Below are 15,558 nucleotides of genomic sequence, written 5' to 3' on the forward strand. Positions count from 1 at the left end.
TAAGACAGTTATGCAAGTCATGGGCCATGCTCGGGCGAGGTCACCCGCGCACCGCCCACCGTGATCGCACCAGTGGCGACATCGGGTAGCGTCGCGTGCGGCGCGAGATCCGGCCGGGCATCGCCATCCTGCTGCGCGGTGCGCACCGGCCTGGACAGAATGACCTTGTTCACCGGTACGTCGTCGACCGGTTTGGGCGCTACCACCTCGATGGTGGGCGTGGCACCAGGGGCATCGGCGTTCGCGGAGGCCACGGCAACGGGAGCTGCGCTGGAGGCCGGGGCCGGGGCGCCGTTGTCGTCCGCGGTCAGTTGGCCGCTCTGCAGATCATTGAGGAGGCGCTTGGGTGCGTCTTCCCCGCTCAGCACCACGATCAGCACGCGGCGGTTGTGGTTGCGGCCGTCCGGGGTGGTGTTGTCCGCGCTGGGCCGATACTCGCCCCAGCCCATGATGCCCAGTCGCGACGGGTCAACACCTTGCTCCGAAAACAATCGGGCCACGCTCGCCGCGCGTGCGGCGGAGAGTTCCCAGTTCGACGGATACAGCGCGGTATTGATGGGTCGGTCGTCCGTGTAACCCTCCACGCGCACCGCATTGGGGAAGGGCCGGAGGATGGACGCCATGCTGTCCAGCACCTCGTTCGCCTCGGGCGACAGCTTGGCCGCGCCGCTGGCAAACAGGATATCCGTACGCAGCTCGATCTCCAGCCACGAGGTGGTCTTGCGCACGATCACCATCTGCTTGTCGATCAGCGGCTGCAACGCGTGCTGCACCTGGTCCCGGATGGACTCCAGATTGCGCTTCTCCTGCGACATCGATGCCGAACGCGAATCCACCGCGCGCACCAGCTGCGGGGACGCCGGAATCGGCACGCTCACGGGCGTGGAGGCCGCACCCGGCCGGGTCTGCGGCGAGGCGATGGCGGGGTCGACGTTGCGCGGCTGCGCGCGCGTCTGTGGCATCGGTGCAATCACGCGGCTGGAGCCGTTGAACGCCTCGATGATGGAATTGGACATCACGCGGTACTTGCCTTCGTTCACCACGGACACCGCATACATCACCACGAAGAAGGCAAGCAGCAGCGTCATCAGGTCGGCATAGGGAATCGCCCAGGCCTCGTGGTTGACGTGGTCTTCGTGATGTTTTTTCTTCCTGGCCACGATCGTCGTTCCCGTTACGCCAGGTAGCCTTGCAGCTTCGCTTCGATCTGGCGCGGGTTCGCGCCTTCAGCGATGGCCACCAGGCCTTCGATCAGGATCTCGCGCATCTGCGTCTGCTTGTGGATCAGCGCCTTCAGGCGTGCCGACATCGGGATCATCAGCAGGTTCGCCAGCGCCACGCCGTAGATGGTCGCGACGAACGCCGCGGCGATGCCGTGACCCAGCTTGCTCGGGTCGGCCAGGTTCTGCATCACCGCCATCAGCCCCATCACCGCACCGATGATGCCCATGGTCGGCGAGAAGATGCCGGCGTTCTCGAACACCTTGGCACCGGCGAGGTCGTGGTGTTCACGCGCGTCCACTTCCACTTCCAGCACGCCGCGGATGGCCTCAGGCTCGCTGCCGTCCACCAGCAGCTGCAGGCCCTTGCGCACGAAGGTGTCGCTTTCCGAATCGATCTGCGGCTCCAGGCCGAGCAGGCCCTGGCGACGCGAGATTTCACTCCAGCCCACGATGCGGCTGATCAAGTCCGATGGCTGGTGCTGCGGCGGCTTGTACACCATGGGGAAAATCTTCATGGCGTGCTTGAGCACCTTGCCGGAGTTCTGCACCAGCAACGCGGCGATGGTGCCGAGGAACACGATGACGAAGGCCGCAGGGTTCCACAGCGCTTCCACGCTGGAGCCCTTGAGGATGGTGCCGACGATGATGACGATGAACGCCAGGATCGTGCCGATGAGACTTACCAGATCCATGGTCAGGTGTTCACTCGGAGGGAGGGGAGGAGTTGGCCGTCACTGCCGGACAAACCGGCAAGATCCATCACCAGCGCCAGGCGGCCATCGCCAGTGACGGTTGCGCCCGCCACGGCGGGCACGCCTTCGAACAGGGGACCGAGCGGTTTCACCATCACGTCCTCGCGGCCGATCACTTCATGCACCAGGCAACCCACGCGCATGTGGCCGATGTGCAGCACCACCACGTGGCGACCCGCCGGGCCTTCCACGCCGATCCAGCCGCCGAGATCTGCCAGCGCCAGCGCGCGACCGCGATGCGCGGCCACTGAGCGGCCATCCAGCTGTTGCTGCTGGCCCGCGGCCAGCTCGAAGACCTCTTCCACGTTGCTGAGCGGCAGCGCCAGCAGGCGTCCGCCCACGCGCACCATCAGCACGCGCTGAATCGCCAGGGTAAGCGGCACCGCCAGTTCCAGCGTGCTGCCCTTGCCCAACTGCGAGCGCACGCTCAGGGTGCCGCCCAGTTCCACCACGCGCGTCTTCACCACGTCCATGCCCACGCCGCGACCGGAGATGTCGGAGACGGTGGCCGCGGTGCTGAAGCCGGGGCGGAAGATGATTTCGTAGCACTCGTTCTCGGTGAGGCGCGAGGCCTGAGCCTCGTCCATCAAGCCCTTCTCCACCGCCTTGCGGCGCAGGACCTCGGGATTCATGCCGCGCCCGTCATCGGACACGGTGATGACGATGCGCTCGCCACGCTGGCTTGCGCCCAGCGTGACCTTGCCCTTGCGCGGCTTGCCGGCGCGCTCGCGCTCTTCCGGCATTTCCAGGCCGTGGTCGAGCGCGTTGCGGATCAGGTGCACCATCGGGTCGGCCAGCGCCTCGACCAGGCTGCGGTCCAGATCGGTGCCTTCGCCTTCCTGCACCAGTTCCACGTCCTTGCCAAGCTGGCGCGACAGGTCGCGCACGATGCGCGGAAAGCGCTGGAACAGGCGGCCGACCGGCTGCATGCGCATGCCGAGCACCGCGTTCTGCAGCGCATCGGCCACGCGATCGAGTTCGGTGGCGGCGAGTTCCAGTGTTTCGTCGCCCTGCTTGGCCGCCAGGCTCAGCAGGCGATTGCGCACCAACACGAGTTCACCGGCACGATGCACCAGCGCATCGAGGCGCGCGGTATCCACGCGTACGGTATTTTCCGGCGCGGGCGCCGCGGCCTTGGCGGCAGCGGCAGGAGCCGGCGCGGGCGCGGCAACCGGCGCAGGAGCTGGCGCGGGCGCCTGCGTGCCGGGCACGCCGCCCTTGCCATGAAGATTGTCGAGCAGCGATTCGAACTCGTCGTCCGAAATCGAACCGGCCGGCGTGGCCGCCACCGATGCATCCACCGCACCGGGCATGCCGCCCTTGCCGTGCAGGTTGTCCAGCAGCGCTTCGAATTCGTCGTCGCTGATGCTGCCCGACTCGGGTGCAGCCGCCGGCACGCCCGGTGACCCGCCGGTGCCGTACAGGCTGTCCAGCAGGGCCTCGAATTCCGAATCGTCAATGGTGCCGTCGCTCGGTGGCGGCGCCACCGGCGGGGCGACCGGCTTGGGTGCCGCAGCCGGCTTGGGCGCCGCGGCACCCGGCGTCAGCCGCTGCAGCAGCGCCGGCGGCGGCATGGCCATCGACTCGCCGGCGGCCAGGGCCGCCATCATGTCGTTGAGCAGGTCCAACGCTTCCAGCAGCGCGTCCATGCGGTTGGCATCGAGCAGCAATTGCCCGTTGCGCGCCACGTTGAGCAGGTCTTCGGCGTGATGGCACAACTGCACCATCGGTTCGATGGCGAGAAAGCCCGCGCCGCCCTTCACCGTGTGGAACGCGCGGAACACGGCGTTCAACAGATCGGCGTCACGCGGCGCGCTTTCCAGCCCGACCAACTGCTCACCCAGGCGCTGCACAAGCTCCCCGGCTTCCACCAGGAAATCGTTGCGCAACTCGCTGTCCAGCGTGGGATCCATCATTAATCTGCCTTTGAAACCTTTCCATGCGCCCGGTTCTGCCCCACCGTCATTCCCGCGGAGGCGGGAATCCAGTGACGTTCACACCAGCGCGAAGGCGCTGAATCCCCGCTTCCGCGGGGATGACGGTGAGGAACCAAGCACCATACCGAGGCCATGATTGGGCGCTTAGAAACCGAATTCGCTCAACAGGCGATCTGCCTCGTCCTGGCTGGTGACCTTCACCGGGCCCGCGGCGGCTTCGCCCGAAGCCAGCGCGCCGGTCAGGCTCACCAGTTCCAGCAGCGAGTTCTCCACGCTGCCGATGAAGTTCACGACCTTCTTGATGCGCTGGCCAGACAGGTCCTGCCACGACTGCGCCACCACGAATTCGGCCATGCCTTCGCGATGCTCGTTGGCAAACGTCTGCGCCTGCTTCGCCAGTGTCAGCACCGTGTCGCCATCGGCACTGCCGTCGATCACGCGGGCGGCGCTGTCGGCCAGCGCGTCGGCCTGCGGACGCATGCGCTCGGCGAAATCCAGCGTGCCGTGTGCGGCCTGCGAGCTCATTTCGAGCACTTCTTCCAGATGCTGGCGCGCATCAGCCACGCTGCCCGGCACGCCTTCCTGGGCCAGGTCGCCACCGAGGCGACGCACGGCATCGTGCAGGTCACGGGCCAGCAGGCCCAGCGCGCGGAACATGCGCTGTTCACGCTGGCGCACCAGCACGTCGAGCGCCTGCTCGAAGGCGACGCCGTCGGAGCTGTTCAGCAGGTCATGCAGTTCCTGCGGCATGGCTTCTCCCGCCATCAGGGACACTTGTGCGTTCATGCGCTCGCTCCGCTGGCGGCCAGGCGTTCAAAAATCTTGCCGAGTTTTTCCTGCAGGGTGACGGCGGTGAACGGCTTGACGATGTAGCCATTCACGCCGGCCTGTGCGGCGGCGATGATCTGGTCGCGATTGTTTTCCGCGGTGACCATGAGCACCGGCATGCCCTTCAGCGTGGGCTCGGCACGGATGGCGCGCAGCAGATCGATGCCCGTCATGTTGGGCATGTTCCAGTCGGTCACGACCATGTCGAAGCTGTTGTTGCGCAACATGGTCAGTGCGTTCTCACCGTCGTCGGCCTCCTGGATCAGCCCGTTGCTGAAACCCAGTTCGACCAGCAGGTTGCGAACGATGCGCCGCATGGTGGAAAAGTCGTCCACCACGAGGATCTTCATATTCTTGTCCAAACGCTTTCTCCGCTGCGCGTTACTTGGCTAGATGGGTTTGCTGAAACGATGGCATGTCGCTGGGCGCCAACCCGTGGCCGTCGCGCTGCGTGAACCGGAAGCCCGCCTGCTGCTCCGGCGATCGCGCCCGTGTCACATGCCTTTCGTTCCCTTCCTTTGTTTCTTCGAGGCTTCCTGCTGACCCTCGCTCCAGCCGCTCATGCGCGCACGCAAGCGCACGATGGCCTGGCCGTGGATCTGGCACACGCGTGATTCGGTCACGCCGAGCACCGCACCGATCTCCTTGAGGTTCAGCTCTTCCTCGTAATACAGGGACATCACCAGCTGTTCGCGCTCGGGCAGGCTGCCAATGGCTTCCACCAACGCCCCGCGCATGTCGGCATGCTCGACGCTGTCGGCGGGGCTCAGGCTGTCGCCGTCGGCCACGTCGAACGCCGCGCCACCGTCCGCGTCGTCCGGCGCGGAGAGGCTGAGCAGGCGAGCGCTCGCGGCGTCGGCCAGCACCTGGTGATATTCCTCGGCACCCATGCCCAGACGCCGCATGACTTCGGCATCCTCGGCATCCGCGCCGGTTTCGATTTCAATCTGACGAACAACCTCCGCCATTTCGCGCACTTTTCGATGCACCGACCGTGGGGTCCAGTCGGTGCGCCGCAACTCATCGAGCATCGCACCACGGATGCGGATACCCGCAAACGTCTCGAAACTCGCGTTTTTGCCGGTGGTGAAATTGCGCGCGGCCTCCAGCAAACCGATCATGCCGGCCTGAATCAGGTCGCTGACGTCCACGCTGGGCGGCAGTCGGCCCATCAGGTGATAGGCGATCCTGCGTACCAGGGGCGCATGCTGGCGAACCAGTTCGTCGGCACTCTGCCGCTGCAGCTGCAGATATTCGGAAGCCACACTCATGTCACCACCCCGTCGCTACTGCGGCCTGCCTGCTGAAAAAGGCGATACGGTCCAGGCCCAGTCGCTCGGGTTCACCCCATGTATCGACCGCACCTGCCAATTGCTTGAATGCCAGCCCCGACCGGCTCGACGGCCACAGATCCACCACCGCGCTCTGGCGGCGGATGGCCTGCTTCAATCGTTCGTCGTGCGGCACATGGCCCATGAAATCCAGCGCCACGTCCAGGAAGCGGTCGCAAACCCTTGCGAGCTTCTGGTGCAGCTGCTTTGCCTCGCCCATGTTGCGCACCATGTTCGCCACCATGCGGAACCGGCGCACGCCGAAATCGCGGCTGAGCACCTTGAGCAAGGCGTAGGCATCGGTGAGCGAAGCAGGCTCGTCGCACACCACCACCACCACGTCGTCCGCCGCCGCGGCGAACATCGCCACGTTGTCGGAGAGGCCGGCGGCGGTATCCACCACCAGATAATCCGGCGGCGACACCAGGTCGTCGAAGGCGCGGATCACGGCCGCATGCTCACCCGAGCCCAGCTGGGCGAGGCGGCGCGTACCCGATCCGGCCGGCACCACTTTCAGCCCGTGCGGGGCCGGCATCAGCAGGTCTTCGATGGTGCAGCTGCCGTCGAGCAGGTGCCCGATGTGGCGCGTGGGCGAAAGGCCCAGCAGCACGTCGATGTTGGCCAGACTCATGTCGGCGTCCAGCAGGATCACCTTGTGCCCCTGCATGGCCAGCGCCATGCCGAGGTTCACCGACACGGTGGTCTTGCCCACGCCGCCCTTGCCGCCCGCCACCGCGATGGCGCGGCAGCGCTTCTGCGGCGCGCCACCACTCAGTCCGTAGGCCTGGTCACGTTCCGGCGCTTGCCGGGTGTGTCGTTCGGTCAGCGCACGCAGCATGCTTTCCAACCCCATCGCCTGATTCATTGCGAAAACACCGTTCATGCGTTCGCCACCGCTAGTCCGAATCGATCCGCCATCACCATGTCATCCGCCGGGCCGTTGCCCTTGAGCACCTGCGCGGCACGGCACACCAGCACACGCGCGTCGGCGGTGGCGATGTCCTCGGGCACACGCTGGCCGTCGGTGACGTAATCAAGCGCCAGCCGGTGACGAATCAGCACCGACAGCGCACCGCCGAGGCTGGGTGCCTCGTCGAGCTTGGTAAGAATGCAGGCGTGCGGCTGCACCGGCAGGTAGGCGCGCACGGCCTCGTCGAGCGAGGATGCGTGCGCGTTCGCCGCCAGCACCAGGCAGGCGCGCAAGTCGCCGCCGTTGCGCAGCACTTCCAGTTGTTCCGCCAGTCGCGGATCGCCACCGGCAAGGCCGGCGGTGTCCACCAGCACGGTGTGGCAACCGCGCAGCAGTTCCAGCACCTGGCGCAGGCTGTCGGCGTCGTAGGCCGGGTACACACGCACGCCGAGCAGGCGGCCGTAATGTTCCAGCTGCGCCGCGGCGCCGATGCGGTAGTGGTCGGTGCTGACCAGCGCCACCTGCGATGCGCCATGGCGCATCACGGCCCGCGCGGCGAGCTTGGCGATGGTGGTGGTCTTGCCCACGCCGGTGGAACCGACCAGGGCGGTCACCGTGCGGCGCTCCGCGTGATCGCGCGGGCTGATCGACAGGCTGCGGCTCAGTACGCCTAGCGGCAGATAGCGCGCCTGCTCGGCATTGATCTCCACCGGCAGCTCACCCACCAGCTGGCGGGCGACGTCCGGCTCGATGCCCAGGCGGGTCATTTCACGCAGGATGCGCGCGCGCATCGGCTGGCGGCGCTCCATGTCGTTCCAGATCAGGCTGGACAGCTGGGTTTCCAGCAGGTCGCGCAGGCTGCCCAGTTCGGCGCGGACGCGTGCGGTGTCCTGCATGGCGCGCTCGAGCATGGGATGGAGCGCGGCCGGTGCATCGGCGTCGGCCACCGGCGGGACCGGTTCGGCGGCGGCGGGTTTCGCCTCGGCAATCTTCGCGTTCGGTGCGGCGGGCAGCATCTCCACCACCTTCGTTGCCGGCACTTCCGCTGCGGGCTCCGAACGCGCCGGCGTTGCGGCACGCGATGACAGCGACACGGTGACGCCTTCGTCGTCGCGACGGTTCGCCGTCGGCAGCGGCGGCGGCAAGACGTCGGAACGTCGCGCGGCGGGCTTCATCTCCACCACGGCCGAAGGTGCCGGTGCACTGGCGCGCTCCACTTCCAGCGGTGCGCCGTGGCGGGCGGCTTCGCGCACCAGGGCTTCGTCGAAATCCACCGCGGCGATGATCTCGATGCCGTCATCCATCCGGCGCGTGGAAAGGATCACCGCATCCGGCCCCTGGTCCTCGCGTACTGCACGCATGGCCTGGCGCATGTCCGGGGCCACGAAACGCTTGATCTTCATGCCTTGCTCCGCGAAACGTCGACGATGAGCAGGTGGCTCGGACACGCGGCCATGCCGTTCGCCGCAGCCATCGAAAGCCTGTGTTTTGCGCCCGCGCTACTCATCCCTTCTTCCTTCGCTCGTCTGTTCGATTAACGACCCAGCGCCTGCACCAAACGCACTCGGCGGTTGTCCGGCACTTCGTTGTAGGCCAGTACGTGCAGGTTCTGTGCCACATGGCGCGTAAAGCGCGCGAGCCACGGACGAAGCTGCGGCGCGACCAGCAAAACAGCGGGTTCGCCGCTCATTTCCTGCTTGCGCGCGGCGTCGGCGACGCCCTGCTGCAGGCGGTCGGCAAGGCCCGGTTCCACCGCAGCGCCCGCTACACCGCCGTTTGCGAGCGATCCCAGCAGGATCTGCTCCAGTTCTGGCGCCAGCGTGATGACCGGGATCTCCGTGCCCAGTCCCGAGATCTCCTGCACGATCTGGCGACCCAGCGCGACGCGAACGGCGGCGGTAAGTGCGCCGGGATCCTGACTCTGGCTCGCGTGCTCCGCCAAGGTTTCGACGATGCTGCGCATGTTGCGGATCGGCACGCGCTCGGCCAGCAGGTTCTGCATGACCTTGACCACCACGCCCAGCGACAGGCGCTTGGGCACCAGGTCTTCCACCAGCTTGGGCGCGTTCTGGGCCAGGCGGTCCAGCAGCTGCTGCACGTCCTGGTGGCTGAGCAGTTCGTGCGCGTGGCTCTGCAGGATGTGCGACAGGTGGGTGGCCATCACCGTGGCCGGGTCCACCACTGTGTAGCCCAGGCTCTGCGCGTTTTCGCGCTGGCCCGGCTCGATCCAGACGGCCTCCAGGCCAAACGCCGGATCGCGCGTGGCAATACCCTGCAGGCCGTCCTGCACGCGACCGGGATTGATCGCCAGCAGGCGGTCGTTGTGTACTTCGGCCTCGCCCATCGGCACGCCCATCAGGGTGATGCGGTAGGTATTCGGGCCCAGATCCAGGTTGTCGCGGATATGCACCGCCGGCACCAGGAAGCCCATCTCCTGCGACAGCTTGCGGCGCACCGATTTGATGCGGCCCATCAGCTCGCCGCCCTGGTGCGTGTCCACCAGCGGAATGAGCCGGTAACCCACTTCCAGCCCCAGCGGATCGACGCTGGCGACGTCTTCCCAACCCAGTTCGAGACGCTCGGTGGGCGCAGCAGCCGGCGGCGGCACCTCGGCCGCGGCCTTGGCCACGCGCTCCTGCGCTTCGCGATCGCGCTTCACCATCAGCCATGCCGCGCCACCGCACGTACCACCCAGCAGCAGGAAGGCAATGTTCGGCATGCCCGGGATCAGGCCCATCACGCCCAGCACCACGCCCGCCACCGCGAGCGCACGTGGCTGGCCAAACAGCTGGCCCACCAGCTGCTTGCCCATGTCGGTGGACTTGGACACGCGCGTCACGATCACGGCGGTGGCGATGGACAGCATCAGCGACGGCACCTGCGCCACCAGACCGTCACCGATGGTCAGCAGCGTGTAAGTCTTGGCGGCCTCGCCGGCCGACAGGCCGTGCTGCAGGATGCCGACGAAGAAGCCGCCGACAATATTGATGATCAGGATCAGGATGCCGGCCGTGGCATCGCCGCGCACGAACTTCGAGGCACCGTCCATCGAACCGTAGAAATCCGCTTCCTCGCGCACTTCCTGGCGGCGCTCGCGTGCCTGTTCCTGATTGAGCAGGCCGGCGTTGAGATCGGCGTCAATCGCCATCTGCTTGCCGGGCATGGCATCCAGGGTGAAGCGCGCGGTCACTTCGGACACGCGCGTGGCGCCCTTGGTCACCACCACGAAGTTGATGATGGTGAGGATGGCGAAGACGACAAGACCCACGGCGAAGTTGCCGCCGATGACGAACTCGCCGAAGGCCTCGATCACCTTGCCCGCCGCGCCGGGGCCATCGTGGCCGTGCAGCAGCACCACGCGGGTGGAGGCAATATTCAACGCCAGTCGCAGCAACGTGGCCATCAGCACCACGGTGGGGAACGCGGCGAACTCCAGCGGACGCATCACGTAGATCACCGCCAGCAGGATCACCAGCGACAACGCGATGTTGAAACTGAAGAGCATGTCCAGGATGAACGGCGGCAGCGGCAACATCATCATCGCCAGCGCGGCGAGCATGATCACCGGCGCGCCCAGTCCACGGCGGCCGAGCGTTTTCAGATTGCCAAGGGCAGTAGCGGTAGCCATTGCGTTTCCGTCAGAACTTGTAGGGACCCATCAGGTCCGGATCGACATCGGGTTGCGGCGCCTTCGGCGGTTGTTCACCGCGGGCGACGGCCTGCTTGAGCTGGAACACGTACGCGAGCACCTGCGCCACGGCGACATAGAGCCCCGAAGGGATCTCGCGATCGAGCTGGGTGGTGGCATACAAGGCGCGTGCCAACGGCGGCGCTTCCACCGTGGGAATGCGATGGCTGGATGCCACCAGGCGGATCTGCAGGGCCAGTTCGTCCATGCCCTTGGCGATCACGCGCGGCGCGCCCATGCGGCCTTCGTCGTAGCGCAGCGCCACGGCGAAGTGCGACGGGTTGGTGATCAGCACGTCGGCCTTGGGCAGCTCCTGCATCATGCGCTTGCGCGCCATCTGGAACTGCATCTGGCGCACGCGCGCCTTGAGCTCGGGATTGCCGTCGCTTTCCTTCGACTCGTCCTTCAGCTCCTGGCGCGTCATGCGCAGGCGCTTGGTGTGGTCAAACTTCTGGTACAGCGCGTCGGCGCCACCGATCAGCGCAAGGATGGAACCGAACAGCAGCGCGCCATGCCCCAGCAGGCTCATCGCCTTCATCGTGCCCGCGCCCACTTCGCCACGGCCGGTGGCCATCAGGTCGTTCTGCCAACCTTTCAGGACCATCACCAGCACTGCGCCGATCAGCAGCAGCTTCACCAGCGACTTGGCCAGTTCCACCAGGCCGCGCATGGCGAAGATGCGACCCAGTCCGGCGATGGGATCGAGCCGTTCGAACTTCGGCTGCAGCGCTTCGGCGCTGAAATTGAGGCCGCCCAGCAGCAGCGGCGCCGCCAGTGCGGCGAGCACCGTGGCCGTGGCCACCGGCGCAAACATCGCAAAGGCCTCGTGCATGGCCAGCGACAGGATGCGGCCCGGCAGCTGGTCGCTGAACAAGGCATCCCGCCCGTAACTCAGCCCCAGCCCGTAGATGCGACGCACGTGCTCCATCGAGCCTTCGCCGCCGCTCATCAAGGCGGAGACGCCGGCCAGCACCACCACGGCACCGGAAAGATCACGCGAGCGAGGCAGATCACCCTTCTCCCGCGCTTCGCGCAGGCGTTTTTCTGAGGGTTGTTCTGTGCGTTCCTGATCGTCGTTCTCGGCCATGGCGTCTTTCTCAACCGCCGGCCAGTTCGTGCATCAGCGTCCAGGCGCTGTTCTGCAACGATTCGAACGCACCCGGCACGCTGCGCAGCGACAGCCACAGCGCGACGAAACCCAGGGTCACCGTGATGGGAAAACCCACCGCGAACAGATTCATGGATGGCGCTGCGCGGCTGATGGCCGCGAAGCCGATGTTCACCATCAGCAGCGAGGTCATTGCCGGCAAGGCCACGCGCACCGCTCCGCCGAACAGGTGCGAGGCGAATGCCACCACCGCGTGCAAGCCATTGGTGTCGATCACCGGCTGGCCCGGCGGCAGCGTGCGGAAACTGTCGGCCAGCAGCGAGATCAGCTGCAGGTGGCCGTTCATGGCCAGGAACAACAGCGTCACCATCAGCAGGTAGAACTGGCTGAGCACCGGCGAACTGCCGCCACCGCGCGGATCCACCGTTTCGGCAAAGCCCAGGCTCATGCTCTGACCCACCAGCTGGCCACCCAGCGAAACCGCTTCAAAAGCGAGCTTCAGCACGAAACCAATCGCCGCGCCCATCAGCACCTGGCTGACCATGCTGGACACGCCATCGGCCGTCATCAGGTCGATGGTGGTCGGCGCCAGCGGCGCCAGCACCAGGGCAAGCATCATCATCACGCCAAGGCGAATGCGCTTGGGCACCACGGCATCGCCGAACACGGGAGCGGTCAGGCACAGCCCGCCGACGCGGGCCATGGCCCACAGCAGCGAGCCCACCAGCCCCTGCAGTTCGGCAAGCTGCACCGTGGTCACTTCACGGCCCCGGGCAGGCTTTCGATCAACTGATGGGTGAACTGCACCAGCGTGCGCAGCATCCACGGACCGGCGATGAGCGCCACCGCTGCCATCGCGATGATCTTGGGAATGAAGCTCAGCGTCATTTCGTTGATCTGCGTGGCGGCCTGCACCACGCCGATGATCAGGCCCACCGCAAGCGCGGTGAGCAGCAGCGGCGCGGCCACCATCATGGCGACGTAGAGCGCGTGCTGGCCGAATTCGATGACGGATTCAGGCGTCATGGCGTGGCTCCGGTGAGGCGTTCAACAGCACTCGGGCTCACCTCACCGTCATCCCTGCGAAAGCAGGGATCCAGTGTCGTTACGCACTGCACCGACGCCTCGTACAAAGTCGCTGGATCCCAGCCTTCGCAGGGATGACGGGCGTGAGAGGCCGCAGCATGCAACCACACTTCGCACCACTCGAGTCCACCGACGGACGAGGAGCAAAAAAGCCGCGCGCCACTCATGTATAGAAACTCCCCGCCAGCGTGCCCAGCAGCAGCGTCCACCCATCCACCAGCACGAACAACATGATCTTGAACGGCAGGGAGATGATGGTGGGCGACACCATCATCATGCCCATGGACATCAGCACGCTGGCCACCACCAGGTCGATGATCAGGAACGGAATGAACAGCAGGAAGCCCATCTGGAAAGCGGTCTTCAGCTCACTGGTGACGAACGCCGGCATGGCGACGCGAAACGGCACGTCGTCCTTGCTGGCATACGGCTTTTCGTTGGCCAGATGGGTGAACAGCTGCAGGTCCGCGTCGCGCGTCTGGTCCAGCATGAAATGCTTGAACGGCGCCGCGGCGGCAGGCACGGCCTGTTCGGCGGACAGCTGGCCGTCCATATACGGCTTCACGCCATCCGTGTAGGCACGGTTGAGCACCGGTGACATCACGAACAGGGTAAGGAACAGCGACAGCCCGAGCAGAATCTGGTTGGACGGCGTGGACTGCGTGCCCAGCGCCTGCCGCAGGAAGCTCAGCACGATCATGATGCGCGTGAACGACGTCATCATCAGCAGCACCGCCGGCAGCAGCGTGAGCACGGTCATCAGTGCCAACACCTGCAGCGACAGCGTCCAGTTCTGCGCGCCGCCCGCAGCGTTCTGCACCGTCAGTACGGGGATGCCCGCCCCTGAACCGGGCATCTGCGGCATCGAAGGCATCGCCGGCATGGCGGGTGCAGCCCAGAGCAGCATGGGGCACAGCAGCAACAGCCCCAGGAGAATCCAGCGGAACGACTTCATTACTTGCGCTTCCAGCGGGCCAGCACGTCGCCGAAGGGCGCAATGGGCGGTTGCGGTGCGGCTTCCGGTGCGGGCGCCACGCCTTCATAGACATGCAGGGTGCGCATGCCGCCCTGCCCCACGCCGATCAGCAGACGCTTGCCGTCCGCGTCGACCAGCATCAGGCGGTCGCGTGCGCCTACCGACATGGTTTCGACGCAACGCATGCGTCGGCCACCCGGCGTGGCGCGCGCCTGCAGCCGGCGGCTGAACCAGCCGGCGGCAAAGATCAGCGCAATGATGCCGAGCAGGCTCAGCAGCACGCGCACCAGTTCGCCACCGACGTTGATGTCGGGTGTGGCGGCGACCGGCAGGGCAAGGGCCAGGATCATCGAACTCACCGCAGCTTGCGCACGCGTTCGGCGGGGCTGATCACGTCGGTCAGGCGGATGCCGAAGCGTTCATTGATCACCACCACTTCGCCATGCGCCACCAGCGTGCCGTTGACGAACACGTCCAGCGGCTCGCCAGCAGAGCGGTCGAGTTCCACCACCGAACCCTGGTTGAGCTGCAGCAGGTTGCGGATGCTGATGCGCGTGCGGCCCACTTCCATGGCAAGCGTGACCGGCACGTCGAGGATCATGTCGAGGTTGACATCGGCACCCTCGCCCACGGGGGCGGTGAGCTGGTCGAATTCGACGCGCTGGGTAGCGCTGGCAGCGTCATTGGTCGTGGTCATGCGGGGTCAATCTCCAGGGCAGGTTCAGTCGCCAGGCGCATCTCGCGGCGGCCTGTCGGGGCATGGAAGCGGACGGCCGTGCGGCCGTTGTTCTGGCCGTAGCGGCCACGGAATACCGGCACGTCTTCGGCGAAGACCGTGCTGAATTCCGGCAATTGAATGGGCAGTACGTCGCCGGGGCGAAGCTGCAGGAAATCGCCGATGCTGATGCGCGTTTCGAGCAGCATCGAACTCAGCTCCACTTCCGCGTCCAGCACTTCGTCCTGCAGCGTTTCGGCCCAGCGATGGTCGCGATCCACGCGGTCGCTCTGCACGCCCGCATCAAGCAGGGTGCGGATCGGCTCGATCATCGAGTACGGCAGGGTCAGGTGGATCTCACCGCCGCCGCCATCGAGCTCGACATGGAACTTCGATACCACCACCGTTTCGGTGGGGCTGACGATGTTGGCGAACTGCGGGTTGATTTCCGAATTGAGGTATTCGAAGTTCAGCGGCATCACCGGCGCCCAGGCTTCCACCATCGACGTGAACAGCTCGCCGAGGATGATCTGAATCACGCGGTTCTCGGTCGGCGAGAAATCCCTGCCCTCGATGCGTGCATGAAAACGGCCATCGCCACCGAAGAAGTTGTCGATCACGGTGAACACCAGGCGCGGTTCCATCACCACCAGCGACGTGCCGCGCAGCGGCTTGACGCGCACCAGGTTTAGGTTGCTCGGCACGGCCAGGCCATGCACGTACTCGGCGAACTTGATCATCTTCACGCCAAGCACGGACACCTCGCAGGTCTTGCGCAACACGCCGAACAGCGCGGAGCGGAAGAAGCGGGCGAAGCGATCGTTGACCATCTCCAGCGTGGGCAGGCGGCCACGAACGATGCGGTCCTGCTGGGTGAAGTCGTACGAGATCACCGCATCGGACGGCAACGGTTCGTCGTTGCCCGTCTCCACGGCGCCCACTTCCACGCCATTGATCAGGGCATCGATTTCTTCCTGTGAAAGCAGGTCGCTCATCGCCGCGGT

General features: G+C 66.1%; 16 protein-coding genes. All 16 read right to left on the reverse strand.

All coding sequences use genetic code 11. From position 1 onward, the window contains the following. Window positions 1–17 precede the first annotated feature (17 nt). The 16 genes from motD to fliM all read right to left on the reverse strand — a co-directional run bounded on the left by motD (window position 18) and on the right by fliM (window position 15,549). The gene (gene motD, locus H8F01_RS05325) at window positions 18–1,160 is read right to left on the reverse strand and encodes a flagellar motor protein MotD (protein ID WP_187057991.1); all 1,143 of its coding nucleotides are present in this window, start codon (window positions 1,158–1,160) and stop codon (window positions 18–20) included. Window positions 1,161–1,174: 14 nt separating this feature from the next. Beyond that, a complete protein-coding gene (locus H8F01_RS05330) occupies window positions 1,175–1,915 on the reverse strand; it encodes a flagellar motor protein (protein ID WP_187057992.1) in 741 nt (246 codons plus the stop codon). 2 nt (window positions 1,916–1,917) lie between these two features. After that, window positions 1,918–3,888, reverse strand: a complete 1,971-nt coding sequence (locus H8F01_RS05335) for a chemotaxis protein CheA (protein ID WP_187059166.1) — start codon at window positions 3,886–3,888, stop codon at window positions 1,918–1,920. 168 nt (window positions 3,889–4,056) lie between these two features. Then, a complete protein-coding gene (locus H8F01_RS05340) occupies window positions 4,057–4,698 on the reverse strand; it encodes a protein phosphatase CheZ (RefSeq protein ID WP_187057993.1) in 642 nt (213 codons plus the stop codon). Continuing rightward, window positions 4,695–5,102: a chemotaxis response regulator CheY gene (cheY, locus tag H8F01_RS05345; RefSeq protein ID WP_187057994.1), complete on the reverse strand. Its 408-nt coding sequence runs from the start codon at window positions 5,100–5,102 to the stop codon at window positions 4,695–4,697. Before cheY ends, H8F01_RS05340 begins: the two co-directional genes overlap by 4 nt. Before the next feature lie 132 nt (window positions 5,103–5,234). Further along, complete coding sequence (locus tag H8F01_RS05350) at window positions 5,235–6,011, reverse strand: RNA polymerase sigma factor FliA (RefSeq protein ID WP_187057995.1); 777 nt, start codon at window positions 6,009–6,011, stop codon at window positions 5,235–5,237. A gap of 1 nt (window position 6,012) precedes the next feature. Continuing rightward, the gene (locus tag H8F01_RS05355; RefSeq protein ID WP_187057996.1) at window positions 6,013–6,936 is read right to left on the reverse strand and encodes a nucleotide-binding protein; all 924 of its coding nucleotides are present in this window, start codon (window positions 6,934–6,936) and stop codon (window positions 6,013–6,015) included. Window positions 6,937–6,950: 14 nt separating this feature from the next. Then, window positions 6,951–8,384, reverse strand: a complete 1,434-nt coding sequence (flhF, locus tag H8F01_RS05360; protein ID WP_187057997.1) for a flagellar biosynthesis GTPase FlhF — start codon at window positions 8,382–8,384, stop codon at window positions 6,951–6,953. A gap of 131 nt (window positions 8,385–8,515) precedes the next feature. Then, window positions 8,516–10,609 (reverse strand): flagellar biosynthesis protein FlhA, encoded by a 2,094-nt coding sequence (gene flhA / locus H8F01_RS05365; protein ID WP_187057998.1) that lies wholly within the window; start codon window positions 10,607–10,609, stop codon window positions 8,516–8,518. A 10-nt stretch (window positions 10,610–10,619) separates the two neighbouring features. Continuing rightward, on the reverse strand, window positions 10,620–11,756 hold the full coding sequence (gene flhB, locus H8F01_RS05370) for a flagellar biosynthesis protein FlhB (RefSeq protein WP_187057999.1): 1,137 nt from the start codon (window positions 11,754–11,756) through the stop codon (window positions 10,620–10,622). A gap of 10 nt (window positions 11,757–11,766) precedes the next feature. Further along, complete coding sequence (gene fliR, locus H8F01_RS05375) at window positions 11,767–12,537, reverse strand: flagellar biosynthetic protein FliR (RefSeq protein ID WP_187058000.1); 771 nt, start codon at window positions 12,535–12,537, stop codon at window positions 11,767–11,769. Next, the gene (fliQ, locus tag H8F01_RS05380) at window positions 12,534–12,803 is read right to left on the reverse strand and encodes a flagellar biosynthesis protein FliQ (protein ID WP_187058001.1); all 270 of its coding nucleotides are present in this window, start codon (window positions 12,801–12,803) and stop codon (window positions 12,534–12,536) included. The genes fliR and fliQ overlap by 4 nt, the downstream gene beginning before the upstream one ends. A gap of 223 nt (window positions 12,804–13,026) precedes the next feature. Beyond that, window positions 13,027–13,818, reverse strand: coding sequence for a flagellar type III secretion system pore protein FliP (gene fliP, locus H8F01_RS05385; protein WP_187058002.1), 792 nt, complete (start codon window positions 13,816–13,818; stop codon window positions 13,027–13,029). Then, on the reverse strand, window positions 13,818–14,189 hold the full coding sequence (gene fliO / locus H8F01_RS05390) for a flagellar biosynthetic protein FliO (RefSeq protein WP_238481157.1): 372 nt from the start codon (window positions 14,187–14,189) through the stop codon (window positions 13,818–13,820). Before fliO ends, fliP begins: the two co-directional genes overlap by 1 nt. A 5-nt stretch (window positions 14,190–14,194) precedes the next feature. Further along, window positions 14,195–14,536 (reverse strand): flagellar motor switch protein FliN, encoded by a 342-nt coding sequence (gene fliN, locus H8F01_RS05395; RefSeq protein ID WP_187058003.1) that lies wholly within the window; start codon window positions 14,534–14,536, stop codon window positions 14,195–14,197. Further along, entirely contained in the window at window positions 14,533–15,549 is a 1,017-nt protein-coding gene (gene fliM, locus H8F01_RS05400) for a flagellar motor switch protein FliM (RefSeq protein ID WP_187058004.1), read from the reverse strand. The genes fliN and fliM overlap by 4 nt, the downstream gene beginning before the upstream one ends. Window positions 15,550–15,558: the final 9 nt, after the last annotated feature.

This window comes from Dyella telluris (genome assembly GCF_014297575.1).
Lineage (GTDB): Bacteria > Pseudomonadota > Gammaproteobacteria > Xanthomonadales > Rhodanobacteraceae > Dyella > Dyella telluris.